Raw genomic sequence first — 26474 nt, 5'->3', positions numbered from 1 at the left:
TCTTAATTTCTATATTTTCCTTCATCGACATTCTTCGTACCTTTCGGCTATTAAAGTTTAATTTTTTAGAATTCGATATAAAATGGAAAAAATCACAGATCGTCTTTCAGCTTTGAGAGAGGTTATGAAACAAAATGGAGTTAGCGCAACAATTATTCCTGGAACAGATCCGCACGGAAGCGAATATTTACCAAATCGTTGGAAAGAGCGTACATGGATTTCAGGTTTCAATGGATCGGCTGGAACTGCAGTTGTAACATTAGAAAAAGCGGCTGTTTGGACGGATTCGAGATATTTTATTCAGGCAGAAGATCAATTAAAAGACACGACTTTTGAGTTGATGAAAATGAGAATGCCAGAAACTCCTTCTATCAACGAATGGATTATTTCTCAATTAAAAGAAGGAGAAGTTGTTGGTCTTAATCCGCAAATGTTTGCGCACAATGCTTTTGCAGAAAATTATAACGAGTTTTCATTCAATCAACTTTCAGTTAAAAATATTGATTTAATTGATTTAGCTTGGCAAGATCGTCCTGCTTTACCAGAGAATCCATTCTATATTTATGATGTAAAATTTGCTGGAAAATCTGCTTCAGAAAAAATTTCGGAAGTGCGCAATGAGATGAAAAAAGCAAATACCAATGTATATATCATGAATTCGTTGGATGAAATTGCGTGGTTATTTAATATTCGTGGAAATGATGTTAACTATAATCCATTGACAATTTCATATGCCGCTGTGGATACAGAAAATGCGTATTTATTTATAGATGAAGCAAAAGTAACTCCAGAAACAAAAACTGCTTTAGCAAATGAAGGAATTACAATTCAACCTTATTTAGCGGTTTACGATTATTTAAAGAAACAAAACGAAAAATCGCATGTATTGGTAGATGGAAATCGAGTTAATCAATCGTTATACGAAGCAATTTCTACTTCTTCAACTATTAATTTAATTGCTTCTCCAGTAACAAATCTAAAATCTGTTAAAAACGAAATCGAACAAGAAGGCTTCAGAAATGCAATGGTAAAAGATGGTGTTGCATTGACGAAATTTTTCATGTGGTTAGAAGAAAATATCGAAAATAACATTAATGAAGTTACAGTTGATGAGCAATTGAAATTTTTCCGTTTACAACAGGAAAATTGTAAAGGTGTAAGTTTCGGAACAATCTGTGGATACGCTGATCACGGTGCAATGAACCACTACTCTGCTTCACCTGAAACTGCTTATACATTAGGACGAAAAGAAATGTTGCTAATTGATTCTGGAGCTCAGTTTTTGGAAGGAACAACAGACATTACGCGTACATTGATGTTAGGAGAACCAACGACACAACAAAAAACAGATTATACCTTAGTTCTTAAAGGAAATATTGGTTTATCGCAAGCTATTTTTCCTATTAATTCTCGTGGTTCTTTGTTAGATGTTTTGTCGCGTAAAGCGCTTTGGGAAAACGGTTTCAATTACGGACACGGAACTGGACACGGTGTTGGTCATTTCTTATGTGTGCACGAAGGGCCGCAAAGTATTCGTTTAGAAGAAAATTTAACGCCACTTAAAGCTGGAATGGTACTTTCTAACGAGCCAGGTTTGTATCGCGATGGTGAATACGGAATTAGAATAGAGAATTTAATGATTGTTCAACCAGCGATGTCAACTCAATTTGGTGATTTCTTGAAGTTTGAGATTATTACAGTTTTCCCAATTGAGAAAAATTTGATTGATGTTAATTTAATGACAAACGAAGAAATTGCATGGTTGAATAATTATCATCAATTTGTTTTCGAGAAAATTTCTCCATTCTTAGATGAGAAAGAAACAACTTGGTTAAAAGAAAAATGTGAGGCTATTTCTAAGTAAATTTAATTTCAACAAAAAGTCATTCTAAATTCGTTTCAGAATCAGACATAAAAAAATAAGAAACTGAAAATAAATTCAGCTAGACAAAAAAATCCTATTCGAAAGTGAATAGGATTTTTTATTTCCCATAAAATTTGTATTATTGCAACATATTTGCATTAAGAAATGAAAAGACGAAATACACCAACCAAACAAGCGGTTATTGATTTGTTCAATTCGTGTACGACTGCATTAAATCAGGAACAAATTGAAACACAATTGCAAGGAAAAATGGACAGAGCAACGATTTATCGTATTCTGAATAATTTTTGCGAAGACGGAATGATGCATAAAGTTGTGGGAGATGACGGCGTAAATTATTTTGCGATGTGCAAAACCTGTTGTGAACATACACACCACCACCACGATCATTTTCATTTTCGTTGCACAACTTGTAATCAACTTATTTGTTTGAAAGAAGAAATAAAAATTAATTTACCCGAAGGATTTTCGATGCAAGATTGCAATTGCGTCATCACAGGAACTTGCTCAAATTGCCAATAATAACAACAATGGATTTACAATGGTTTGTAAAATGGTTTAACTCGCCATATTATCATATTTTATACAAGAACAGAAGCTTAACAGAAGCGGAAGATTTTATTCAAAAAATCACGAAATATTTACAACTTCCACAGTACGCAAAAGTGTTAGATTTAGCTTGTGGAAAGGGACGACATGCTATTACATTAAATAAATTAGGTTTTGATGTTTTGGGAATCGATTTATCTGAAGAAAGTATCAAGTACGCTAAACAATTTGAAAATGAATATTTAAAATTTGAAAAACATGATATGCGCGAAGTTTATCATCCAAACGAATTTGACGCGGTTTTCAATCTTTTTACAAGTTTTGGTTATTTTGAAAATTATGAAGATAATTTTAAAGTTTTTGAAACTGTAAAACAACAAATAAAATCACATGGAATCTTTGTTTTAGATTATCTGAATGCAGAAAAAGTAGTTTCGACAATGATTCCTTATGAGGAAAAGCTGATTGATGGAATTTTATTCAAAATCACAAAATCTGTCGAAAATGGTTTTATCAAAAAAGAAATTGATTTCACAGATAAAGGCGAAATATTTCATTTTGAAGAGTTTGTTCGTTTAATTTATTTCAACGATTTCAAAAAAATATACGAAACGGAAGGTTTTATTTTAGATAAAGTATTTGGAAATTATAATCTTGATGCTTTTGATGAACAAACTTCTGACCGCTTAATTTTAGTTTTAAACAAATGAAAGAAAGTTTAATCTTAATTTCAAGTGTGTTAATAGGAGTTTTATTTTCTCGAATATTACTCAAAAATAAACACAACTCAAAACTGCTACTAACCTTTAGTGGTGCGTATTTTTTGGCGATGACCGTTTTAGAAATTTTGCCACAAGTCTATGGACATCCATCCGAAAATCATAGCCATCATTCTATTGGATTGTTTGTTTTATTAGGTGTTGTTGTACAATATATTTTAGAAACGATCAGTAAAGGCGTTGAACACGGACATATTCATTTACACAAAAAAGAGCAATTTCCTTTCGGAATTTTTGGCGGATTATTTTTACACTCGATTATCGAAGGAATTCCTGTTGCAAATGCAGAATCTCACAATTTTATGTGGGCAATTTTTGTTCATAATATTCCAGTTTCAATGATTTTGTTTAGCGCATTATGTCAACATACAGAATCTAACGCAAAGCGTTTTTTGTTTATGACCTTGTTTGCTTTAGCTGCTCCAATGGGGTATTTCTTAGGAAAACATACCATTATTTCTAATTATTCTTTGGAAATGAGTGCAATTGTTTCAGGAATATTTTTACACATTTCTACAGTAATCTTATTTGAAAGTAATGAAGGACATAAATTTAATTTGAAGAAGTTTGGTTCTATTTTAGTCGGTTTTATTCTCGCTTATTTAACCGTTTCAATGCATGTACATTCTCATTAATATATAAAAGCAACTTATTAAAAGTTGCTTTTTTTATTTTTAATAATCACTATATTTATTTAAATAAAGTTTAAAATGAATAAATTAAGCCAATATATTCTACTATTAATAATTATCACAAGTTGTCACAATTCCTTTGATGGTAAAGCTAATAATGCTTTACAAGGAAATTGGATAAAAGAATATTATCCTGAAGAAACTATGATAGATGAAGATTTACCTCCTCCTGATTTTTTTTTCAAACCTAATGTTTTATACACTTTTCAAAATGATACATTGTTTGACGCTAATCAATTTCACAATTATAATAAAAAAACAAAAAAAAATAATTATTTAGGTTATAAGACAAAATTCATTATTAAAGATTCCATTATTTATTGGTACAATACACTAACAAAACAAGATATCGAGTATGGTGAAATAAAGAAATTTACAAATGATACTATTTACTTCGAAAACTTTATGCTTGTTAAAGAAAAAGCACAACAAGTTTATCAAAACAAATTTGATGCAATAATCGTTACAAGTAGTGGTTGTTATGGAACTTGTCCTATTTATAATTATCGAATAGAGGCTGATGGGACTTTTATATATGATGGTGAAAAATTTACAAATATAGAAGGTCTTTACAAAGGCAAAATTAATAAGGAATATTTTAATTACTTTAAAAAAATATTAAATCAGATTGATATTAAGAATTTACCAAATAAATATGAAAGGCTTGCAACAGATGGTAATTACGAAGAATTAGTCTTTGTAAAAGACGAAAAAGTAATCAAGAAAATTTCATTCTATTTAAATGATGGACCACCGAAAGTTAAACAATTATTAGATATTTTACGATTGATGGATTATTATTTGGAAGATAAAAAACCGTATCAATCTCAAAATTATTTTTCAATTCAAAACCCTCTTTATTTTTATAAAACAGAAAATGGAGAAGATTTTAGTAATTATCAGATGTTCTATTTATGGACAGAATTGATGAAACATCAAACAAATCCATTTAAATTTACATCTAAAACTATAAAAATAAACAATTTTAGACCTAATTATTATTGGAATTCTGAGCACAAATATTTTAACCCAAAAAGTTTAGAATCATTGGAAACGGATCATCAACGCTTTCAAATAAAGTTTAAAAATGAACCAATACAATATTATGATTTGGGTTATAATTTTTTAGAGAATAATAACTATTATACAAATTAAAAAAAAGTTCAAAATTTGAACTTTTTTTTAATTATAACATTTTTCGATGATCTAAAACAAGAATTTCTCCATTCGAAACAAATTTCCATTTTTGATCTTTTTTACATTCATTTTTTGGTGTCGAAGATTTAATATTAAATTCGACTTCTTTGTTTTTCATCAAAATTGAAGTATGATAATCGCATTCACCAATTTTTACATTTGTCGATACATTATCATTTGCCAATAAATCCGTTTCTGGAATAGATTTTATTGCTTCATTAATAATATTCAAATCTAATTCATTGTAAATCAAATCAAAATTATCTGTAACTAAATTTGTCGATAATCGAAATGAATTTGCCTCAACATCAGTACGAATCGCTGTATTTTTAGTATTCAAATCTAATTCTTCGATACGTTTTGGACAATCCAAATAATCTGGAATTTTCTGAGCTTGCTTACTTTGTAAATCTTTCTGAAAAGCTGTAAGTTCAGAAAATAATTGTTTTTTTTCGGGTGAAGCTTCTTTAAATTCTGTTGTTTCTGTTAATTCTTGTTGAGTGAGCTTTTTAATTTCAGGTTTATTTTCTGAACAATTAAATAAAAGAAATAAAGTAAAAAATGAGTAAAAATAATGTTTCATAAGCAAGAATATTTGGTTCTACTAATTTATGAAACATTATTCTCAATTTCAATTATTTAACGTTCTGAATTATAAATTTAATATAAATGATAAATTGAGAAATATTAATTAAGATTATTTATATTTTTCTAAATCTAACCCAAGAATATCTCCAACTTTAGAAAATTCTTCATTTACCTTTGCATTCAAAACAAGTTGTTCATTTGTAATTGGATGATTAAACACTAGTTCATGCGCGTGAAGCATCATTCCTTTCAATCCAAAATTCTCTAACCACAATTTATTTTGCTTGTTACATCCATGCGGACGACTTCCCAAAATTGGATGAAAAATATGACGAAAATGCTTACGCAACTGATGCATACGACCAGTTTCGGGAATTGCTTCTACCAAACAATAACGTGAAGTCGGATGATTGTTATATTCTAAATCAATTTCTGCCGTTTGTAAACGATGAAAATAGGTAATTGCATTTTGCTTTACACCATCATCATTCGTCAAATCATAGTCTATCGTCATTTCTTCTGGCGACCAACCACGCAAAATAGCCAAGTATTTTTTCTCAACTTCGCGTGTTGCAAAACGATCATTCATAATTTTTAAACTTTCTTTATCTAAAGCAAAAAGCAAAACTCCTGACGTTTTACGATCCAAACGATGAATGGGATAAACATGTTGTCCACCAATTTGATTGCGTAATTCCTGAACCGCAAAAACAGACGCATCACGCGCATAAAAAGATTTATGAACCAACAATCCACTTGGTTTGTTAATGGCAATAATATATTCGTCTTGATAAAGAATTTCTAACATTTGGCAAAAATAGAAAGTTATTTTCGGTTAGAAAATAGAACAGTATTATATTTATTGCTTAATAAAATTGAATGAAAAAAGGATTGATTATTGGAAAAGGTTGGTTGGGATCAAGATTAGAAAAGTATTTAGAAAAGCAATTTTTGATTGAAACTACGAAACGAATTTCGGATGCAGAAAATTGTTTTTCAATCGATTTTGATCATTACAAATCTGAAAAAATTAAACACAATTATGATTTTGTTATTGTGACAATTCCATTTGGAAGAAGAAATAATTTAGACGATTTACAGAAAAGATTTCAGCATTTAATTGACTTTTTAGGAGATTATAATAATCAACTTATTCTGCTTAGTTCAACAGCAATTTATTCTGAAAATAATGAAATTATTTTTGAAAATCCAATTGAAACTATTCATTTAAATAATCCTTATTATTCAATTGAAAATCAATTAAAAGAAAAATATAATCAATTAATCATTTTACGTTTAGGCGGACTAATGGGAAACGATAGATTTCTTTCTAAATATTTAACTTTAGAACATTCTAATCTATCTCAAATGGTCAATCATATACATTATCTAGATGTTTGTCAAGTGATCGAAAAAATAATTCATATAAATAAAAATTCATCAATTTATAATATCGTTTCACCAGAACATCCTACTAAAGAAGAAGTGTTAGAATATCAATTAAATAAGAAAATTATTTCCTCTATAAGTCGTGAAGGAAAAATAATTTCAAGTCAAAAAATACAAGATGAATTTAATTATGAATTTCTTTACCCAAACCCAGTTTACTTTAAGGAAAATTAATTTCTTCTCTTTCGTTCTTTCGATTTAAATACAAAATAAAATGTTATCACTGATATAACAGTAATTAATATTGTGTCCCAATTTTCTTTGAATAAAGTCGTGATATTTTCCATTCTTGATGTTTATAAAGTTTAAAATTATAAAAAAAGCTGCTCTTACGAACAGCTTTTTAGGAATTTATCTTAAATCTATTTGATTAAGCGTGAATTGGACGATTGTCTGTAGCAGCTAAAGCAGCTTCTTTGATCGCTTCTGAGAATGTTGGGTGAGCATGAGACATTCTTGTTAAATCTTCTGCAGATGCACGGAATTCCATTGCTACAACTCCTTCTGCAATTAAATCAGCAGCACGAGCACCAATAATATGCATTCCTAAGATTTCGTCTGTGTTTTTATCAGCTAAAATTTTAGCAAAACCGTCTGTATCCATAGATGCACGAGCACGTCCTAAAGCTTTGAAAGGGAAAGAACCAACTTTGTACTCTACTCCTTCTTCTTTTAATTGCTCTTCTGTTTTACCAACTCCTGCAACTTCTGGCCAAGTATAAACAACACCAGGAATTAAGTTATAGTTGATATGAGGTTTTTGACCTGCTAATTGCTCAGCAACTAAAACACCTTCTTCTTCTGCTTTATGTGCTAACATTGCACCAGCAACAACGTCACCAATCGCATAAATGTTAGAAACATTAGTTTGTAAGTGATCGTTTGTTTTGATACGACCTCTTTCGTCAACCTCTACTCCTACGTTTTCTAAACCTAAAGATCCTGTGAAAGCACGACGACCAACAGCTACTAAAGCGTAATCTCCGTTAATTTCGATTTCTTCTCCTTTTTTAGAAGTTGCTTTTAATGTAACATCATTTCCGTTATTTACAACAGAAGTTACACCAGTTGAAGTGTGGAATTTCATTCCTTGTTTTTTCAATACTTTTGTCAACTCTTTAGACAAAGCACCATCCATTCCTGGAATAACACGGTCTGCATATTCTACAACAGTTACTTGAGAACCCAAACGTAAGTAAACAGATCCTAACTCTAATCCGATAACACCACCACCGATAACGATTAAGTGTTTTGGAACTTCAGATAAAGCTAATGCTTCTGTAGAAGTGATGATACGAGTTTTATCTGTTGGTGCAAATGGTAATTCAGATGAAACTGATCCAGTTGCAATAATTGTATTTTTAGCTTCAATTTCTTGAGTAGAACCGTCTTTAGCTGTAACTACAATATGAGTTGCATCTTTAAAAGCACCAGTACCTTCTAACACATCAATGTTATTTTTACTCATCAAGTATTTGATACCAGCTACGTTAGTATCTACAACACCTGCTTTTCGAGCAATCATTTGAGTGAAGTTTACTTTTGGAGCATCGATTTCGATTCCGTGCTCTTTAAAGTGATTTACAGCATCGTAATAGTGGTGAGAAGAATCTAATAAAGCTTTTGATGGAATACATCCTACATTAAGACATGTACCTCCTAAACTTTCTTTCTCGATAATTGCTGTTTTAAATCCTAATTGCGCTGCGCGAATAGCTGCAACATATCCTCCAGGTCCAGCACCAATTACGGCTACATCATAAGAACTCATATAGTTTTATTTTGATTTATTATTATAATTAATTTAAACTCTACAAATATAACCAATATCGAATAGATTTTCGTTATAAAATTGTAATGAATTTTGTTAGGAAATTGGGAAAAATAAGCTATTCTTTAATATCTGATTTGATAAAGTTTAAAATTTCATCTTCTGTGCACAATTCATAATCTGGCTCAATTCCATATGGATAAATGTTCTTTTTAGCATCCATCATATATCCAGCTGTTAAATTAAGCATATCGCCATTAGACAATTTTGTATTCGTATTCATAGTAGCTGCTCCCATCGTTTTCTTACCTAGAACTTTCACATTCGAAAGTGATTTTAACGTAATTAATGTAGCTTCGCCCGCACTACTTGTCCTATGATTAATCAAAACATAAATTTTCCTTGGATGAATTGTATTTATTATCGGATAATTAATATATCCTTTTGATAAATTATTAACTCCATTAAAAAAACATCCATCTTTTTTTGACCAAGGAATATCATCATTATTAATTTTAGAATATCCTAATACATTATCTTCAAAAAATGGTAATAAAGATGTTATCATTACCCAATTAGAACCTCCCGTATTATCTCTCAAATCGATAATCCAATAATTAGAATTTGCTTGTTCAGAAATAATTTTCAGATTATTGAAAATATAGTCTTTATCACTTATTGTTTTATTGTACCCATGACGCTTAATCCTAATATACGCAACGTCAGGAATTTTAGTTAACTTATTATTATCTTCTACTTTTAACAAACAAGCGCTATCAACTTTTGCTTTCGGAAAACGACCTGTTAATAACACTTTATCTTTCAACTTTTGCTTTCGGAAAACGACCTGTTAATAACACTTTATCTTTCGTAAGATAATGTGTATGATTATTTCCTAATAAAGTAATTGCCTCTACAATCGCCGAATCTTTCGATATTTTAGTTTTCTCGATTACTTTTTTCTCCAAATTCTCCCAATCAATTTTATCTCTATCGATAAAGCCTTTTTTCATGACAGAAAATAATTCTTCATAATCAGATGGAATCTCTGAAACTGATGATTCACTAACGATCTTTTCTTTACAACCAAATGTAAAAAGGATCAAAAAAATAAAAGAAAATTTATTTATCCTCATTGTTCTCTAAATTCATATTATGAAATTTAAAGATAAATGATTTTTAAATACTATAAACTTTTTCCTCTAAAATACCGGATTCAATTTCAATTGGTTGTTCGCTCTGTCTAAAAATTCGGGCCGATAATTTTCCTTTCAATTCCACTACTCCATTTTCTACACGAAGCCAACTTCCTTCTCTCAATCCAACGACAACTTGATGATTAAACTTGTGAAATTCATTGATACGAGTTTCTCTTGTTTCACCTTTATGTGTAGAATTTGGATCAGGATCCAAATAATGCGGATTAATATTAAAAGGTAAAAATTGTAACGCATCAAAACTTGGCGGATAAACAATCGGCATATCATTTGTTGTACCAATTGTTAAACCTGTCAAATTACTTCCAGCACTTGTACCAATATATGGTGTTCCGTTATGTACAGCACTTCTCAACTCTTCTACCAAACCAATTTCATACAACGTTTTTAGCAATAAAAATGTATTTCCTCCTCCAATAAAAATCGCTTTCGCATGCAAAATTGCTTCTTTTTTATTCTCGAAAGTATGCAAACCTTTTACAGAAACCCCAACCGTTTGCAAAGCATCTTTTACATTTTGCGTATATTCATCGTACGAAATTCCCGAAGGTCGCGCATAAGGAACAAAAATAATTTCATCAGATTGAATAAATTCTTTGATTTCATCTTTTATATATTCTAAAAAACTATAGCCGTGAATAGTACTCGTACTTATCACTAATAGTCTATCATTTGGGTTTATCATGTTATTGAATTTTAACTCAAAAGTAAGTTTAAAATAAGAAAGTAGGTAAAAAATTGACAAAAAATTATACCGAATTAGATTACTTTTGTGCAATTCTAAAAAAATAGAATTTCAAGATTTTTAAATCTGCATGAAAAAAATAGTACGCTTCATAATACCTTTATTCATAGTTGTCATTATGATAATAATTGGAATAGAACAAACACTTCGAAAAATTCCCAACGATTACAAATACAAAGCAGATTATTTAAAAGAAAATGGAAAACAAATAGAAACTTTGATTCTTGGAAGTTCACATACTTTTACAGGGCTCAATCCAAAATTATTTACCAATAAAACTTTTAATGCTGCACATTCTGCTCAATCACTAGATTTAGATTATAAAATTTTTGAACAAAATCGAAAATATTTACCCAATTTAAAAACCATTATTATTCCCATTTCGTATTTTTCGTTTACAAAACAATTGAATAATTTTAATCAAAAGAAATTAAAATATTATTCAATTTATTGGAAAATTGATATAAATAATAACGACTTTAATCTTAATTACGAAATTTTTTCAGAACCTATTGATGTTAATTATAATCGAATAAAAGATTATTGGATTCAGGATAAAAATAATTTAACAATAGATATTAATGGTTATATAAAAAAGCGATACGAACCAAGTTGGAATGATAGTATTTACGCTAAAAAAACGTTTGAAAGACATCGTGCAAATTTAAATTCAAATCAAGTACAACGTATTATAAAAACACATTTTTATGATTTAGAACAAATTATAAAACAAGCAAAATCAAATGATATAAAAATTGTTCTATTGGCTACTCCTACAACCAATTTATATAAAAATTATGTCATAAATACACCTCAATATTTCAACTTAAAAAATAATATTAATCGCTTATCGAAATACGATAATGTCGTTTTCATCGATTATTTTATTAATAATAAAGATTTCAATAAAAAAGATTTCAAAAATTCAGATCATCTAAATGCAAAAGGTGCTGATAAGTTAACGTTGAAAATAGATTCTATTATGAATAAATAAAATAAGTTCTATAAATTTTCTCTTTTTTTCTTCACTTATTTCAACATTAAAATCATCTTCGTATCTTCACCTCTCAAACAACAAATAATGAAATTCGTTACTTTCTTAGACAATCGACAAGAAAAAGTAGGTCTTGTTTTGCAAGACTCTATCTATGATTTGACACAGATTAATCACAACTTACCCTCTACCCTAATTGATATTTTAGCTGATGATGATTTTTCACTTATAATTTGTCAACAGATTACAAACGAAATCAATCGTGGTGAACATAAGAAAGCTCTAGTAAAAGAGCCTCAAATCTTGGCTCCAATACCTCATCCTTCAAGTTTTAGAGATGCGTATGCGTTTCGTCAACATGTAGAAACTTCTCGGTTGAATAGAGGTTTGGATATGATTCCAGAATTTGATCAATTTCCTGTGTTCTATTTCTCTAATCATCAAGCTATTCAAGGTCCAGGAAAAATAATTGCCATGGAAAAACATTTCAATCGAATGGATTTTGAACTTGAAGTCGCTATTGTCATCAAAAAAGAAGGTATCAATATAAAAGCAGAACATGCAGATGAATATATTGGTGGTTTTATGATTTTGAATGATTTAAGTGCACGTGCGTTACAAATGGAAGAAATGAAACTGAATCTTGGTCCTGCAAAAGGAAAAGATTTCGCTTCGATGTTTGGTCCATATTTAGTAACACCAAACGAAATCGAAAAATACAAAGTTGAGCCTAAAGAAGGACATATCGGAAATTGTTATGATTTAGAAATGTCTTGTTCAGTCAATAATATTGAAGTTTCTCATGGAAATTTCAAAGATATGCATTGGACTTTCGCCGAGATTATCGAACGTATTTCGTATGGTGTCAAACTTTATCCTGGTGATATTATAGGGTCTGGAACGGTTGGTACAGGTTGTTTTCTTGAATTGAATGGAACTGGAAAACGTCAGAATCCAGCTTATAAAGAACAATGGTTACAACCAAATGATACTATCGAAATGTCTGTTACAGGATTAGGAAAATTAGTAAATTCTGTTCATCTTTATACCCAATAAACTCAACTTATGCAACATACAAAATCTTTTGAGCCAAATACAAGTCAATTTAATGACATTTTCAAACACGCTATTTCTCCACGTCCTATTTGCTTTGCAAGTACGATAGATAAAGACGGAAATGTAAATTTGAGCCCATTTTCATTCTTCAATATGATGGGACAAAATCCGCCTATTTGTGTATTTTCTCCACTTCGAAAAATGAGAGATGGATCGACAAAGCATACATTAGAAAATGTTTGGGAACACCCTGAATGTGTAATTAATATTGTCAATTATAACATGGTTCAGCAACAATCGTTGGCAAGTGTGGAATATCCAAAAGGTGTAAATGAATTTGTGAAAGCTGGTTTTACAGAATTACCTTCAGAGTTGGTTAAACCTCCTCGTGTAGCCGAATCTCCGATTCAATTTGAATGTAAAGTGCGTGAAGTAATTTCTGTTACAGATCAACCAGGTGCAGCTAATTTGGTGATTGCAGAAATTGTGCGCATGCATGTACAAGAGGATTTACTGGATGAAAATGATAAAGTTTCGCCTTATGATTTGGATTTAGTTGCTCGTATGGGAGGTGATTATTATTGCCGAGTTATTCCAGAATCGATCTTCGAAGTCGAAAAACCTACGCGTACAATTGGTTTGGGAATAGATCAACTTCCTGACGAAGTGAAGCATTCTAATTATTTAACAGGTAATAATTTAGGTCAATTAGGAAATGTAGAAAAATTACCTACAGATGAAATGATTCTTAATTTCAAGGAACAATTGACAGAACGATTAGATATTCAAAAGTTTAAATCTGTTGAGGTTCGTCATCAAGTTGCAGCAAAACTTTTGGAACAAGGTGATGTAAATGGTGCGTGGTATTGGTTGTTAATGAAAATTTAGATGATGGGTAAATCTGCATTGGTTTTAGGAAGCTCAGGTTTAATTGGTTCTCTTCTCTTAGAAAAGTTATTCAATCATCCTGATTATGCTACTATTATCACAATTGTTCGAAAACCTCAACAAATCAATCATCCAAAGTTAATTGAAATCGTCACTGACTTTAATTCAGAAATTAATTTAGATGAAATCCAGCAGATTGATTCTATTTTTTCGTGCTTGGGAACAACTCGAAAAAAGACGCCTGATTTAGATGTTTATCGTAAAATTGAAGTCGATATTCCGAATCAATTTGCAAAGATTGGGAATCAAAAAGGATTAACTAAGTTTCATTATATTTCGGCAGTTGGTGCAAATGCGAACTCGTCTAATTTTTATTTAAAAATGAAAGGCGAAGCCGAAGAAACTTTGCAAAAGAATACTATCAAACAATTATTCTTGTATCGTCCATCTTTGTTAATTGGCAATCGAGAGGAATATCGTTTGGCTGAGAATATAAGTTCAAAAGTTTTTCCTTTGATCAATTTCTTTTTACGCGGAAAATTATCTAAATATAAATCAATTGAAGCTGGAAAAGTTGCTCAATCACTTATTGAAAATGATTTGCATTCAACATCAAATAAAGTTTCAATTTTACATTACAACGAAATAATTAATTCGATAAATACAACACAATGATCATACTAGCCGTACTCCTACCTTGGTTATCATTCATTTTAAGAGGAAAAATAATACAAGGCGTTATTTGCTTAATCTTACAAATCACCTTAATTGGATGGTTGCCCGCAGCAATTTGGGCTGTTGCGTCACTTTTGGACGGAAGAAACAAAGCAAGGATAAAAGAATTGAATAGATGATAAATCAATATAAAATAGCAAAAGATAACATTAACTTGTACGTCACTTTAGAAATTAATCCTTCTAAAAGGAGAAAATTCTTTTTGTTCTTTTGCATTTTATTGATGATTTCAATTCCGATTAGTTTAATCACAATAATTGATTCGGAGCCGCAAAATTTCTTTGTTCCAATTTCTATAATCAGCTTCCTTATTTTCTATTTTATTATTCGATATTTTCTGTGGAATATTTATGGAAAAGAGAATATTATTATCAATAATAAGACAATTAGTTATAATCGAGATTTTGGTTTATATCAAACAAAATATTCTTCTATTAAGTATTCAAAATTAGATTTTGCAATTCAGAAAATTAAAAATGAAAATGATTTAGATGTTGGAGATTTAGTTTTCATTGATTATTTAGAAGATTCTCAATTACCAGAAGTTATTTTTCAGACTTCGATATTAATACCAATTAAAGATTTAAAGAAAATTCAACAAGAAATTGAATTGCATTTGTTTGATATTGACAAAGATAAATTAGCAAGGAATTATATTGTTTTCTCGCAAAATTGAAATAATTTTTAATAAAAAAGACAACTAATTAAGCTGTCTTTTTGCGTTATTTATGTTCATAATAATTTAAGATTTTATCTTCTTTCCCATCATTATTTTTATCACGATATTCTATCAACACCAGCGTATTTTCATCTACTTTTTGATATTTGTACACAGTTGTTATTCTTGTACCATTAGTTAAAATAAATTCGTTATTTCTTTTATTTACGATTTAATCTAGTAAATTCAATAATTATAGTGAGTTTTTTGAAGAATTTTCGAAATAATTTAGCACTATCAGAATAGAAAAGTAGATGAAAAAAATAATGGTTCTAATGGTTTGTAGTCTTTTGCCTTCTTTTGGAAATGCACAAGAATATACAACTAATAATATTATAATAAAACAAGGAAATAAAACATTTAATATTAATCAAGCTGATCAAACAATTACGCTTCGTCCTGAAGAATTTAGTATTGAATATCTAAATAAACCTTATCAAGAAAAGAAAAATCTGTTTTACGCTGCACAAGCATTAGTGACTGATAGTTCGGCTGATGTTAATTTTCAAGAAGGAATAAAAATAGAAAGCATACCATATTTTGAACCTAGTAGTGGTTTTGCTGCAGAGAAAAACCAAGTCATATATTATCCGTTTTTATCGTATGATGGACATCAATATTTATATTATGTTTCAAATAATGAAAAACGTGTGGATAAAATTGGAACGTCTGGAAATTGGGATATTTACAAATGGACATTAAAAGGTGTTTATCAATATGACGCTGAAATGGATTGGAATATTTACGACAACGATCAAGTACATATTGCTTTAATTATTGATCGAAATTTAGACGGAATTCTTCAAAAGGGTGAATTTTTCGACGTTCATATTAATTTTAAGAAATAACAATAATCTATATCCTAACCTACCTCAACTTATGTACAAACTAAAACATTCTTCGGATTGTTTTAGTTTCTTTGATTCTACAAAAGACATTATATTAGCTCAAATAAACTCAACATCTCAATATGTTAAAAAGTAATAGTGCTTTAGAAAAATCTTTTATTTCAACTTATAGTCGTCATTTTATGCGCTATTAGTGGAATTGCTAATGCACAAGAAGTACTGATTAATTTTGAGAATCAATATAATAAAACAGCTCCTAATTCTATTGAACGATACGAAATAACAGGAAAATATGCGCAAGCTTTATTATTTAATAATCAAAAAGAAAAAGCTTTCGCTGTTTTGAAACAAAATATTTCTAGCGCCGAAAAACTGAGTGATGGAAAATATGCTGCATATTTACATGCTGTTTCTGCAATGAATAATCGTATTGATGATAATTTGAATGCAACAAATTATAATTTGCAAAAAGCAATTTATTACAGCGGACGCACAACTGATTATTCAACAAAAGGATATGTTAAATATTGCGAAGGATGGTTGAATTTAAGAAACAATGAAGACTCTAAGGCTGTAAAAAACTTTATTGATGGTCTTAAATTTCTAGATAAAGCTACTGTTACGCCAACTGTTCTTACACGAATGAGTTCTATTTATAACGAATTGACTGGAATTTATTCGAGATGGGATGATTATGAATTACAAGAAAAGTACAGCAAACTTGCTCTAGAAGTAGCACTTAAACAAAATAATCCTAATTTAATTTTTGCTTCTTATATGTCGATTGGATACATGTACGAGCAAAAATTTATGCAAAATGAGAAAAATATTTTTGTACGAGATTTAGCTGAAAAATATTATACTAACGCTATAAATACGTATTATAAAAACAAAAGTGAAATGGCTACAGCGACAGACTTGTCGTTTGTAGCTATTAATCTAGCCAATTTATATCTTCAGTTTTATCCCAAAAACTATCAAGTAAAAGTTATCAAATATGCGTATTTAGCCAAAGAAATTGCTGAACAAAATCATCAATCCGATCACGTTGCTGCTGCTAATGGTATTTTAGCAGAATTATCTTTACAAAATAACGAAGTTTCTACTGCAAAAAATTATTTACTTAATTCGCTTATAAAAGTCAACGAGAATACAATTCCAGACAAGAATATTCTGCTTTCTCTGTATTTGAGTTTATCTGATATTGAAGATCGTGAAGGAAATTACAAAGAAACCTTGCGTTATTATAAATTGTACACTTCCACTTACAAAGAAATTTATGATAACGAGCAAGCGCAAATCAGTAAACGTTTGGAAGCTCAGTTTGATAAAGAACGTCAGCAACAACAAATGATTCGTTTGCAATTAGAAGCTGAGAAAAAAGAACAACAAATTCAACTAATGCATTCATTAGGAATTCAACAAGAACAAGAATTAGAAAATTCTAGATTAAGTGAAGAATTTCAACGTAAACAATTAAAATTAACTCGATTAGAATCCGATAAACGTTCACAAGAATTAACGATTTCTGAACAAAATTTAAGGCTTTCTAAACTAGAAAATAAAAATAGAAAGGATGAATTGGTTAATTATATCACCGAACTTAATTTCAAAAATAAATTAAACAAATATTACATCTTTTCGATTATCTTTTTCATCGCCTTACTTGCTCTTTTGCTTTATGCCTTAAAACAACGCAACAAACATCTAAAACAACGTGAAGAATTGTATAAATTGGAAATTGAACAAGAACGTCAAAATTCTAAAATATCTACTTTAACAGCACTTCTTGATGGTCAAGAGCAAGAACGTGCTCGTCTTGCACGTGATTTACATGACGGTTTAGGTGGCTTACTTTCTGGAACAAAAATTCAATTAACGCATCTCAACGATAAAATTGACAATCATTCTAAAAAGGATATGGCAAAATCCATTCATCAATTAGATGGAGCAGTTGATGAATTGCGTCGTGTAGCACATAATTTAATGCCAGATTTGTTGTTGAAATATGGTTTGGAAGAAGCCTTAAAAGAATATGCAATCCGAATGTCAAATGAACAATTGGATATTGATGTTCAATTTTTGAGCTATACTAATTCTCTTGACAAAGAAAATCAATTATTGGTCTATCGTATCATTCAAGAATTAGTAAATAATGCCATTAAACATGCAAATGCAGCACAAATTATCATCCAATTTGTAGAAGATGAGACAAACTATTCTGTAACCGTTGAAGATGATGGGAAAGGCTTTGACATGAATAATACAAAACTAACGAAATCAGCAGGTTTACATAATATTCAATCACGCATTCAATTTTTAAAAGGACAATTAAATATACATTCAGAAATCGATTTAGGAACAAGTATAGAGTTCCAATTTCCTAAAATATAACTTATGATAAAAATAGCAATCACAGACGATCATCCTTTATTATTAGAAGGTTTGCGAAATATTTTGAGTAATCAACAAAACTTACAAGTGGTCGATTGTTATGCTTCGGCTCAACAATTACAAGAAGCCTTAAAAACAACAGAAATTGATATTCTTTTGTTAGACATCAATTTATCGGATACTAATAGTATTGAATTGATTAAACCTTTCAAGAAAAAATATCCTGATATGCACATTATTATGTTGAGCGTACACAATGAATACGCTGTAATTAATAGTTGTTTGGAAGAAGGTGCTTCGGGTTATATTCAGAAAAATGCTTCTGTTGACGAAATATTAGAAGGAATTAATTCTATTTTTGATGGAAAGAAATTTCTTTGTTCACAAACCAAAAATGTGATGAGTAAAAAGGAAAAAGATGGTTTGAATACGATTCCGAAATTGACGCGTCGCGAAAAAGAGGTTTTAATTGAAGCTGCACAAGGATTAACAACACAACAAATTGCAGATAAGTTATTTATTAGTACACATACGGTAGATAGTCATCGAAAAAATTTGATCGAAAAATTTAAAACATCAAATTTAAGTTCAGCAATCACATCAGCAATAGAATATGGATTGATTTCAAAACCTTAAAAAATACCTATAAATAGGGATATTTTAATTCTAAAATTTTTATCAATTTTGAAAAAGAAATAACAATCTATATTTCAACCACTAAACAACCCAAAATAAGATTACTAACCAATTCTTATTACCTTAACTACATCTATTGAAAAATCGCTTAGTTCTCTACTTAAGCGATTTTTTTTATATTACTAATTAACTAAAAGTCGTGAGCTCTTCCGTCTTTATTTTTGCAAAAAACTGAGAAATAGGAAGGTTAAAATTAGATCAAGTAAGTTTTCAAAACGATTTTTCATCTAAAATGTAAAAAAACAAGTATCCAGAAAGGATTCAACAATTTCTTAAGAAGAAACAGAATTTTTTATCTAGAAGTAAAATTGAAATCAAAAAACCAAACTTTCATAAAAATTTGGCTTATAATTTTATCGAAATAATTCTAAAATTTCGTCTACTGTAACCTTTCCAAAATAATCTGTTACATCAATAGAATTCAGAACTTTTGTAATTTCTTCTTCGTTATGTTTAACACCAATTAGTTTATTTTCTAAACCTTCAATCGGTTCTGAAGCGAAGAAATCACCAAATATTTTAGCTTTTTCAATTATTCCGCCTCGCTCTACATCCAAGTGAACTTCAATAAAACCTGCTGGAATTTTCTTTGCATTTTTGAAATTATATTTTGGTGAAAAACCAAAATTCCAATCCCATGTTTGGTATTTTTCTTCAATCAATTTCGCAATACCATTCAAATCTTCGATTGTTAAATGATAAATTGTCGCTCCTTCATTTGTTTCTAACATTTCATCAATCAACAAAGCTTTCAACTCGTCCGTCGTCATTTCATTTGGAAAATATTCGATCAAATTAATCACACGTGCACGATTAGATTTGATGGCTTTATCCACATATTTTAATGGATTAATTTTTAATGCATCGCCTAAAACTGACATGTCCGAATTAAAAAGTATCGTTCCGTGTTGAATCATTTTTCCATTACGAGCCAATTTTGCATTTCCACTAAACTTTTTACCATCAACTAACAAATCGTTTCTTCCTTCCAATTTTGCAGGAACATTCAAACTATTTAATAATTTGATGATAGGCTCGGTAAATGTTGAAAAATCCATAAAATCATTCTGTCCTAATAATGTGTGAAAAGAAAAATTTAGGTTCCCTAAATCATGATAAACAGCTCCACCACCCGACATGCGACGAACAACTTTGATATTATTCTCAGTCACATAATCCAAGTTAATTTCTGCCAATGTATTCTGAAATTTTCCGACAATTATTGACGGAGCATTGATATACAGCAAAAAAATATCTTCTGTTGGATAGTGGTACAATAAATATTCTTCTAAAGCTATATTGAAATACGCATCATGAGATGGCGAATCGATGATAATCATACAATTTATTTTTGCAAAGTTAGGAAGAAATTTATGGAATGAAAAAGAGACAACTTTCCTAAAAAAGTTGTCTCATCGCATTTATAATATAAACTATTAAAGAGAATATTAAATGTTTGTCATCATCTAAATCCCTGTAAATTTAATTCCTAAACTCATCCAAGTTGTTGGCAACGGAATGGCTCCAGCTTCGTTATACGTAGTATTAAAAATGTTTTGTGCATCAAAATAAATACTCAAATTATTTTTGAATGAATGATTAATTCTTGCATCAGTAATCCAATAAGATTTATATGATTGACGTGTATTATAACGATTCGCTAAACTTAAAGTAGTTCTTCCGATTGCATAATCTATTGTATTGATTAACTGATGTTTTAAACTTTCTATTTTATATTTAGAATTGTATTGATCATCAACATTTTTAAACTCAGGATCAAGATAAGAATAGCTCAAAGAAAATTTCAAACTCTGGTTCGCAGAAAGGTTTGCTAAATATGAAACCTTCGTATTAAATCCATGTGTTCTCAAATCTCCAAAATTTTGCGCTTGCCAAGGTTCATTAGATGTTAAACGTACCCAATCGATAAAATCTGTGATCGAACGATAAAAATAATAGGCATTAAACGTCCAATTTCTTTTGTTGTATTTGAAACCAATTTCTGTTTGAAATGCCTTTTCAGATTCAACATTTGCATTCCCTATATTTCCTGGTCGTTGATCCAAATATAAATCTGTAAACGAAGGAATTCGCTGGCTTGTACCTGCATTTACCATTAATTTCAAGTTCGAATTTACCGCATAACTCGCATCAATTCCTGGAAATGCTTGCCAACCATATTGAGAATTATAGTTAACATACGTTCCTATATTTACATTCAGTTTTGGTGTAATATCCGTTTTATATTCCGCATAAAATCCAACATTATCGCGTGTATGATTTTTGATACTAGTTGATGAAATTTGCTCATTTCGGTATTCAACTCCTATTCCAATTTGATCTTTATTCAATTGATAGGTCGAATTTACTTCTCCCGAAATAGAATTTGAGTAATGCAGAGAACGTGCTTTACTCAAATCATTTTTATAATAGCGATAATCATCAAAATTGTAACGATAACTCACACGTGGTGCTAACGAAATTCGATCCGATAATTTATGTTTTGACTGAATATTAACTAACGTTGTTTCAACTAATTCTTTCGAATTTTTATCACCAGGTGAAGCATAAAAACCATTTGATCCGAAACCATTTTTCACATAACCATACGAAGCAACTAAACTATTTGCATCATCAAACTGAAAGTTTCCTTGATAATACAATTTATTGTTTTCGTATGCTGTATTGTATCGGTATCCATTTCCCCAATCGTGACTCACATACAACTGATGTTGATGCGTTTCTTTTGCCAAATTCGCGCCAAGTTGCACACCTCTACTTGTATAGGTATCGTCCGTATCTTCACTATCTTTCTTAAAATTTGTTCCAAAATAAGTATTCGCATAAACTCCTGTTTTCTTTGGTTGACGCGTGACAATATTTATCACACCTGTCAAACTATTATTTCCATAAACACGAGCAGCCGGACCACGTACCACTTCAATTCTGTCAATCGCCTCTAGTGGAATGGGAAGATTTAGCGCATTATGAGCTGTTTGATGATCCATAATTTTTGCACCATTCAACAAAATCAATGTTTGCTCAAAACTTCCACCATCCATCGAGATATCAGCTTGCGTTCCGAATGGACCACGTTGACGCAAATCTATTCCAGATGCATACTGCAACACATCTTGTAAAGAACGTGCAGGTAATTTGTTAATTTCTGATTTACTTAATACATAAATGTTTCTATTTTCTTTAGAAAGTGGCGTATTCAGACGGTTATCTAAAATAGAAACTTCACCTATCGCAATGGTATCATTCACATTTTGTGCAAAAATACTTTGTGCAGCTAAACACAATACCATAGTAATCTTCTTCATTTTTACTAATTATTTAATTAATTGAGTTAAATCTGACGCAAAAGTAGTACCTTTCCGATCTGCCATAATATACCAGTTTACAGATAATGAATAGTCCGGCTGAAATACCATACAAAAGTTTTATCGAAATCGAACGTAATTCGGATACACCAATTTACCTTCAATTAGCGAATCAGTTGGCTAAAGCAATACAATTAGGTTATATTCCAAGCGGCACAAAATTACTTGGAACGAGGCAGTTAAGTGATATTTTAACGCTTCATCGCAATACGATTGTCAATAGCTTTCAGGAACTTGAAGCCCAAGGTTGGATAGAAATCGTTCCAAATAGAGGAAGTTATGTATTAAGTCAATCTTCTCAAAAGTTTCAGAAAACCATTGTTCCAAAGCAATTTTCAATCAATTTGTATCCTGATAAAACAGGTTTTCAATTTGAACAATCGATACTTTTGGATAATCCGTACGAAAATTTTAATCAACGCTTATATTTAACCGATGGAACAATCGATCATCGGTTAGCAGAACTAAAACTTCCTGCTAAATTATATTCAGCTATTTTAAAAAGAAAAACGTCAATTTCAAAGGTAAATCAGTCCAAAAATGAGTACTTTTTAAAGAATTTAGCAAATTATCTCAATTTGACAAGAGGTTTACATATTTCGAAAGAGAATATTTTAGTGACGAGAAGTTCGGAAATTTCACTTTTTTTAATTGCAGAAATTCTACTGAAACAAAATGATGTTGTTGCGGTTGCAAATTTAAGTTATTATAAAAGTAACATGATTTTTCAGACACAATTTGCTAAAATCAAACAAGTAAAAACGGATCAATTTGGAATTGACACCGACGATTTAAGAAGATTATGCGAGCAATTTCCGATACGAATTGTTTACGTTACACCGCATCACCATTATCCTACAACGGTTACATTAAGTTCGCAAAGAAGAGTTGAATTACTACAACTTTCGCAGGAATTTGGTTTTGCAATTGTGGAAGATGATTACGATTTTGATTTCCATTACAGCAATCATCCAATTTTACCTTTGGCAAGTTCGGATCAAAATGGAATGGTTCTTTATACTGGAAAATTTGGTCATTATCTTGCACCAGGTTACCAAATTGGATTTATTGTAGCACCGAAAAATCTAATTCTTGAAGCGAAGAAACACTTATCAATTCTTGATCAACAGGTTGATCCATTTATCGAACAAGTTTTAGGTGAAATGATTAGCGAAGGTGAAATAAATCGAATCCTAAAAAAACATCGTAAAACCTATCGAGAACGACGCGATTATTTTTGTCAGAAATTGAAAACGGAATTAAATGATTTTATCAGTTTTACTAGTCCAAATGGAGGTTTAGCTGTTTGGATTAATTTTAATCAACCTATAAATTTAATGGAATTAAAACGAAATTGTTTAAAAAATGAATTGTTTATTCCACAAACAATTTTATATCAAACCCAACATCAAACTGGAATTCGCCTTGGATTTGCGCATCTAAATTTTGAAGAAATAGATGAAGTAATTTCAATTTTGAAACAAGAAATCACAAAAAAAGCTGAATAAATTTCAGCCTTTATATTTTTATGTAGGATTAATTACAATTAATCTAAAATCAATGTAATAATTAATTCCTATAAAATAAATCAACGCTAAAAAAGCATAAATTATAAATTGTTTTGATAGTCTGATTTTGAATTTTTTTAGCATAATTCCAACCAAAAAATTAAGTATAATCAACTGTAAAACAACTAAAAATGAATACTGAATTATAAAATACATAACACTAGAAAAATTTACAATACGAATTGAACCATAACTTTTGTAGGATTCGTGAAGAAATAATACTAAACAACTTACAAAAGAAACAATAAAACTAAATAGTACAGAAATTAAAAATGTTTTAAGTATTGGTTTCATTATTTTTTATCTCTCAACTTGAATGTCCACGTAAACTGAAACTCTGAAACAATATCTCCTTCCTCGTCTACGCCTCTACTTGTCACATTTAGCGATACACCTTTCTTCGTTTCGATCGCTTCTTTTATAGCTGCGTCTATTTTTTCTCCATCTTCGCAAGTAAACACAATTTTACCAATAGCTTTTTTCAAATACTTCGATTGCATTCCCAAAACCAACATCGATATATCTTCACCTGATTTAGAAATCTTAGCATTTGCCATCAAACCAGAAGAAAATTCTGCTGCCATTCCTTGCACCGCCCAAAACATACTTTTGAACGGATTTTGATTAAGGAATCCATATTTTACTCGTATCGAAACTTTATTTTCTTCCCACGATTCCAAACGAACTCCAGCAATCCACGCAATCGGAATTTGAGTTGTCAGTATATTTTTAAAAAATTCTTTGTTCATATTCTCATTATATCAAAAAGGGTTAATATAATAAAAGTAAATGTTTTATTTGATTTTCTTCAATTATTGAAGAAATTAATTCTAAAGTTATTTATTCATTACGCCTTATTCTACTAGGAGGAGAAGATGCAATTCATCGATATTTAGAGCGCAAAAAAGTAATCAAAAAACTCTTGTCTTTCATTCTCGACTTTAGATTATAAATAATGATATCGTTCTTCTATCACCGTATATCAATCAGGAATAGTAATTCGTCAATTAATTTATTTTTTTACTATTAAAACTCCTCTCTTTGGCAAAAAAAGATGAAAAAAAACATTTTAATTTCCGCGTTTAGTTTATTGACTACTTTCTTGAATGCACAAAATAAAATTAGAGGTAAATTAAAAATGGAATATGTTCCATTTTCCAATTATATACGTCCAATAGATAGTTTAAAAACAGATTCTAAAAGCGATTTCAAAAAAGCAGAAGTGAGTTTGAAAATTCCTTTATATACGAAAGAATTGAAAGATGGAAAATATAGCAACTGGTCTTTGCTATTTAGTACTGCATATGCAAGAATGAACAATAAAAATTATGAAGAACAATTATTTCCTTCAGAAATGTTGAATACTCAAATTGGTTTACAATACTTTTCACCTATTAGTTCTCATGGTCTATTTTGACAATGGCTTCAGTAGGTATTTACACTGATATGGAAAATATATCTACCGATGATATTTTGGGTCAAGGAGGTGTTTTATTTATTAAACATTTTAATCCAAAATTAGCTTTAGGGTTAGGACCTGTATTATCGAATAACTTTGGAGTTCCTATGGTAATGCCAGGAATTTATTTTGATTGGAAAACTGGAGGTGACAAATTCAATGTGAATATTAATTTTCCAGAAGGTGTAGAAGCAGGTTACCAAATGACAACAAACTTTGCTTTGAAAAGCGTGGTAAATCTTAGTGGAATGGTTGCTGAAAGATCCAAAGAAGGCAAATCATTATTAGTAGGTTATCAGCAAGTTGTTGCTGGTTTACGTCCTGAAATAAAATTGAGTAATTCGCTAAAACTCCAATTAACAGGAGGAACGACTTTGGTACGATCTTTTTCTGAAAATGAAAGAAACTTAAAGAGTCTTTTTAGAAAGAAGGAAATTGCAGATCCTCGTTTTTCGACAACCTTTTATTCTGCGCTGAGTTTACGTTGGAACTTACCTTAATCACATAAAACAGCCTCAAAATTTATTGAGACTGTTTTTATTTACTAATTAATTTTTTATAAACAACTTGATTAAGTAACTCATCCTTTTTATTCCTAGAAATAGGAAGTTCATGTTTGCCAATATAAATTCGACCTCCAGAAATTATCTCTATATGTGTAACATTCACTAAGAAAGATTTATGTATTCGAAAAAAATGATTCATTGGTAAAGATTCTTCTAATACTTTCATGGTTTGGTGAATTAGAATAGATTTATCTTTGAAATGTAGTTTTACATAATTTTGCATACTTTCTACATACAGAATATCTACCCAAGAAATTTTGGTAAAAGTATCTCCTTGGATATCCTAACGAAAGT

At 30.0% G+C, this 26474-nt stretch carries 25 protein-coding genes and 2 pseudogenes; 17 read left to right on the top strand and 10 right to left on the bottom strand.

Translation table 11 applies throughout. From position 1 onward, the window contains the following. The first annotated feature begins 82 nt into the window (after positions 1–82). The 5 genes from B2X73_RS14640 (at position 83) to B2X73_RS14620 (ending at position 5060) form a co-directional block, all read left to right on the top strand. The gene (locus B2X73_RS14640; RefSeq protein WP_286496375.1) at positions 83–1864 is read left to right on the top strand and encodes an aminopeptidase P family protein; all 1782 of its coding nucleotides are present in this window, start codon (positions 83–85) and stop codon (positions 1862–1864) included. A 165-nt stretch (positions 1865–2029) separates the two neighbouring features. Further along, a complete protein-coding gene (locus tag B2X73_RS14635) occupies positions 2030–2407 on the top strand; it encodes a Fur family transcriptional regulator (RefSeq protein ID WP_221855881.1) in 378 nt (125 codons plus the stop codon). After that, positions 2398–3144 carry a class I SAM-dependent methyltransferase gene (locus B2X73_RS14630; protein WP_312067342.1) on the top strand — a complete coding sequence of 249 codons (747 nt, stop codon included), beginning with the start codon at positions 2398–2400 and terminating at the stop codon, positions 3142–3144. The genes B2X73_RS14635 and B2X73_RS14630 overlap by 10 nt, the downstream gene beginning before the upstream one ends. Continuing rightward, the gene (locus tag B2X73_RS14625) at positions 3141–3848 is read left to right on the top strand and encodes a ZIP family metal transporter (RefSeq protein ID WP_221855878.1); all 708 of its coding nucleotides are present in this window, start codon (positions 3141–3143) and stop codon (positions 3846–3848) included. The genes B2X73_RS14630 and B2X73_RS14625 overlap by 4 nt, the downstream gene beginning before the upstream one ends. A gap of 75 nt (positions 3849–3923) precedes the next feature. Continuing rightward, the gene (locus B2X73_RS14620) at positions 3924–5060 is read left to right on the top strand and encodes a DUF6438 domain-containing protein (RefSeq protein WP_291049304.1); all 1137 of its coding nucleotides are present in this window, start codon (positions 3924–3926) and stop codon (positions 5058–5060) included. Between the two features lie 31 nt (positions 5061–5091). Here B2X73_RS14620 and B2X73_RS14615 read toward each other — a convergent pair whose 3' ends face one another. Beyond that, positions 5092–5685 (bottom strand): hypothetical protein, encoded by a 594-nt coding sequence (locus tag B2X73_RS14615; RefSeq protein WP_038331490.1) that lies wholly within the window; start codon positions 5683–5685, stop codon positions 5092–5094. A 114-nt stretch (positions 5686–5799) separates the two neighbouring features. Continuing rightward, positions 5800–6498 (bottom strand): pseudouridine synthase, encoded by a 699-nt coding sequence (locus B2X73_RS14610; RefSeq protein WP_038331486.1) that lies wholly within the window; start codon positions 6496–6498, stop codon positions 5800–5802. A gap of 71 nt (positions 6499–6569) precedes the next feature. On the opposite strand from B2X73_RS14610, the gene B2X73_RS14605 reads away from it, so the two are divergent. Then, positions 6570–7313, top strand: a complete 744-nt coding sequence (locus B2X73_RS14605) for a hypothetical protein (protein WP_286496295.1) — start codon at positions 6570–6572, stop codon at positions 7311–7313. Between the two features lie 196 nt (positions 7314–7509). On the opposite strand, the gene lpdA is transcribed toward B2X73_RS14605, so the two are convergent. From lpdA to pepE, 4 genes are all read right to left on the bottom strand, one after another. Continuing rightward, a complete protein-coding gene (gene lpdA / locus B2X73_RS14600) occupies positions 7510–8910 on the bottom strand; it encodes a dihydrolipoyl dehydrogenase (protein WP_115000751.1) in 1401 nt (466 codons plus the stop codon). Between the two features lie 118 nt (positions 8911–9028). Then, the gene (locus B2X73_RS14595) at positions 9029–9736 is read right to left on the bottom strand and encodes a S41 family peptidase (RefSeq protein ID WP_291059615.1); all 708 of its coding nucleotides are present in this window, start codon (positions 9734–9736) and stop codon (positions 9029–9031) included. Beyond that, positions 9726–9923 (bottom strand): hypothetical protein, encoded by a 198-nt coding sequence (locus B2X73_RS14590; RefSeq protein ID WP_291059613.1) that lies wholly within the window; start codon positions 9921–9923, stop codon positions 9726–9728. Before B2X73_RS14590 ends, B2X73_RS14595 begins: the two co-directional genes overlap by 11 nt. Before the next feature lie 166 nt (positions 9924–10089). After that, a complete protein-coding gene (pepE, locus tag B2X73_RS14585) occupies positions 10090–10812 on the bottom strand; it encodes a dipeptidase PepE (protein WP_286496298.1) in 723 nt (240 codons plus the stop codon). Between the two features lie 178 nt (positions 10813–10990). On the opposite strand from pepE, the gene B2X73_RS14580 reads away from it, so the two are divergent. From B2X73_RS14580 to B2X73_RS14540, 9 genes are all read left to right on the top strand, one after another. Beyond that, positions 10991–11866: a hypothetical protein gene (locus B2X73_RS14580; protein WP_286496299.1), complete on the top strand. Its 876-nt coding sequence runs from the start codon at positions 10991–10993 to the stop codon at positions 11864–11866. An 87-nt stretch (positions 11867–11953) separates the two neighbouring features. Continuing rightward, entirely contained in the window at positions 11954–12922 is a 969-nt protein-coding gene (locus tag B2X73_RS14575; protein ID WP_219035164.1) for a fumarylacetoacetate hydrolase family protein, read from the top strand. A gap of 9 nt (positions 12923–12931) precedes the next feature. Next, a complete protein-coding gene (locus B2X73_RS14570) occupies positions 12932–13810 on the top strand; it encodes a flavin reductase family protein (protein WP_286496301.1) in 879 nt (292 codons plus the stop codon). Between the two features lie 3 nt (positions 13811–13813). Then, positions 13814–14485, top strand: coding sequence for an NAD-dependent epimerase/dehydratase family protein (locus B2X73_RS14565; protein ID WP_286496302.1), 672 nt, complete (start codon positions 13814–13816; stop codon positions 14483–14485). After that, positions 14482–14664 (top strand): YqaE/Pmp3 family membrane protein, encoded by a 183-nt coding sequence (locus B2X73_RS14560; RefSeq protein WP_171622766.1) that lies wholly within the window; start codon positions 14482–14484, stop codon positions 14662–14664. Before B2X73_RS14565 ends, B2X73_RS14560 begins: the two co-directional genes overlap by 4 nt. After that, entirely contained in the window at positions 14661–15221 is a 561-nt protein-coding gene (locus tag B2X73_RS14555; protein WP_171622765.1) for a hypothetical protein, read from the top strand. Before B2X73_RS14560 ends, B2X73_RS14555 begins: the two co-directional genes overlap by 4 nt. Positions 15222–15517: 296 nt before the next feature. Further along, positions 15518–16111, top strand: coding sequence for a hypothetical protein (locus B2X73_RS14550; protein ID WP_291049288.1), 594 nt, complete (start codon positions 15518–15520; stop codon positions 16109–16111). A 342-nt stretch (positions 16112–16453) separates the two neighbouring features. Continuing rightward, positions 16454–18505, top strand: a complete 2052-nt coding sequence (locus tag B2X73_RS14545) for a histidine kinase (RefSeq protein ID WP_291096822.1) — start codon at positions 16454–16456, stop codon at positions 18503–18505. 3 nt (positions 18506–18508) lie between these two features. Further along, on the top strand, positions 18509–19141 hold the full coding sequence (locus tag B2X73_RS14540) for a response regulator transcription factor (RefSeq protein WP_125349324.1): 633 nt from the start codon (positions 18509–18511) through the stop codon (positions 19139–19141). A gap of 413 nt (positions 19142–19554) precedes the next feature. Here the strand turns inward: B2X73_RS14540 and B2X73_RS14535 are convergent, their stop codons facing one another. Together B2X73_RS14535 and B2X73_RS14530 are read right to left on the bottom strand one after the other, a co-directional pair. Then, positions 19555–20541: a lipoate--protein ligase gene (locus B2X73_RS14535; protein WP_219035158.1), complete on the bottom strand. Its 987-nt coding sequence runs from the start codon at positions 20539–20541 to the stop codon at positions 19555–19557. Positions 20542–20667: 126 nt separating this feature from the next. Beyond that, complete coding sequence (locus B2X73_RS14530) at positions 20668–22527, bottom strand: TonB-dependent receptor plug domain-containing protein (protein ID WP_291049283.1); 1860 nt, start codon at positions 22525–22527, stop codon at positions 20668–20670. An 86-nt stretch (positions 22528–22613) separates the two neighbouring features. On the opposite strand from B2X73_RS14530, the gene B2X73_RS14525 reads away from it, so the two are divergent. Further along, positions 22614–24095: a PLP-dependent aminotransferase family protein gene (locus tag B2X73_RS14525; RefSeq protein WP_286496306.1), complete on the top strand. Its 1482-nt coding sequence runs from the start codon at positions 22614–22616 to the stop codon at positions 24093–24095. A gap of 353 nt (positions 24096–24448) precedes the next feature. Here B2X73_RS14525 and B2X73_RS14520 read toward each other — a convergent pair whose 3' ends face one another. Further along, positions 24449–24904: a DUF4442 domain-containing protein gene (locus tag B2X73_RS14520; RefSeq protein WP_286496307.1), complete on the bottom strand. Its 456-nt coding sequence runs from the start codon at positions 24902–24904 to the stop codon at positions 24449–24451. A gap of 305 nt (positions 24905–25209) precedes the next feature. Between B2X73_RS14520 and B2X73_RS14515 the strand changes: the two are divergent. Continuing rightward, positions 25210–26114: pseudogene (locus B2X73_RS14515) on the top strand (DUF6268 family outer membrane beta-barrel protein). Between the two features lie 37 nt (positions 26115–26151). Here the strand turns inward: B2X73_RS14515 and B2X73_RS14510 are convergent. Then, positions 26152–26457, bottom strand: a pseudogene (locus B2X73_RS14510) (LytR/AlgR family response regulator transcription factor); the annotation flags it as partial. Positions 26458–26474 lie beyond the last annotated feature (17 nt).

The sequence above is a fragment of the Empedobacter sp. UBA7252 genome (assembly GCF_002472765.1).
In the GTDB taxonomy this organism is placed as follows: Bacteria; Bacteroidota; Bacteroidia; order Flavobacteriales; family Weeksellaceae; genus Empedobacter; species Empedobacter falsenii_B.
Note: the sequence above shows the minus strand (reverse complement) of the source record. Positions and strands in the feature narration are given on the sequence as shown.

Bases quoted from the DNA above. Each gene is read 5' to 3' on its own strand.
- B2X73_RS14640 (WP_286496375.1), top strand. From the start codon at position 83: ATGGAAAAAATCACAGATCGTCTTTCAGCTTTGAGAGAGGTTATGAAA.
- B2X73_RS14635 (WP_221855881.1), top strand. From the start codon at position 2,030: ATGAAAAGACGAAATACACCAACCAAACAAGCGGTTATTGATTTGTTC.
- B2X73_RS14625 (WP_221855878.1), top strand. From the start codon at position 3,141: ATGAAAGAAAGTTTAATCTTAATTTCAAGTGTGTTAATAGGAGTTTTA.
- B2X73_RS14620 (WP_291049304.1), top strand. From the start codon at position 3,924: ATGAATAAATTAAGCCAATATATTCTACTATTAATAATTATCACAAGT.
- B2X73_RS14615 (WP_038331490.1), bottom strand. From the start codon at position 5,685: ATGAAACATTATTTTTACTCATTTTTTACTTTATTTCTTTTATTTAAT.
- B2X73_RS14610 (WP_038331486.1), bottom strand. From the start codon at position 6,498: ATGTTAGAAATTCTTTATCAAGACGAATATATTATTGCCATTAACAAA.
- B2X73_RS14605 (WP_286496295.1), top strand. From the start codon at position 6,570: ATGAAAAAAGGATTGATTATTGGAAAAGGTTGGTTGGGATCAAGATTA.
- lpdA (WP_115000751.1), bottom strand. From the start codon at position 8,910: ATGAGTTCTTATGATGTAGCCGTAATTGGTGCTGGACCTGGAGGATAT.
- B2X73_RS14590 (WP_291059613.1), bottom strand. From the start codon at position 9,923: ATGAAAAAAGGCTTTATCGATAGAGATAAAATTGATTGGGAGAATTTG.
- pepE (WP_286496298.1), bottom strand. From the start codon at position 10,812: ATGATAAACCCAAATGATAGACTATTAGTGATAAGTACGAGTACTATT.
- B2X73_RS14580 (WP_286496299.1), top strand. From the start codon at position 10,991: ATGATAATAATTGGAATAGAACAAACACTTCGAAAAATTCCCAACGAT.
- B2X73_RS14575 (WP_219035164.1), top strand. From the start codon at position 11,954: ATGAAATTCGTTACTTTCTTAGACAATCGACAAGAAAAAGTAGGTCTT.
- B2X73_RS14570 (WP_286496301.1), top strand. From the start codon at position 12,932: ATGCAACATACAAAATCTTTTGAGCCAAATACAAGTCAATTTAATGAC.
- B2X73_RS14565 (WP_286496302.1), top strand. From the start codon at position 13,814: ATGGGTAAATCTGCATTGGTTTTAGGAAGCTCAGGTTTAATTGGTTCT.
- B2X73_RS14560 (WP_171622766.1), top strand. From the start codon at position 14,482: ATGATCATACTAGCCGTACTCCTACCTTGGTTATCATTCATTTTAAGA.
- B2X73_RS14555 (WP_171622765.1), top strand. From the start codon at position 14,661: ATGATAAATCAATATAAAATAGCAAAAGATAACATTAACTTGTACGTC.
- B2X73_RS14550 (WP_291049288.1), top strand. From the start codon at position 15,518: ATGAAAAAAATAATGGTTCTAATGGTTTGTAGTCTTTTGCCTTCTTTT.
- B2X73_RS14540 (WP_125349324.1), top strand. From the start codon at position 18,509: ATGATAAAAATAGCAATCACAGACGATCATCCTTTATTATTAGAAGGT.
- B2X73_RS14535 (WP_219035158.1), bottom strand. From the start codon at position 20,541: ATGATTATCATCGATTCGCCATCTCATGATGCGTATTTCAATATAGCT.
- B2X73_RS14530 (WP_291049283.1), bottom strand. From the start codon at position 22,527: ATGAAGAAGATTACTATGGTATTGTGTTTAGCTGCACAAAGTATTTTT.
- B2X73_RS14525 (WP_286496306.1), top strand. From the start codon at position 22,614: ATGAATAGTCCGGCTGAAATACCATACAAAAGTTTTATCGAAATCGAA.
- B2X73_RS14520 (WP_286496307.1), bottom strand. From the start codon at position 24,904: ATGAACAAAGAATTTTTTAAAAATATACTGACAACTCAAATTCCGATT.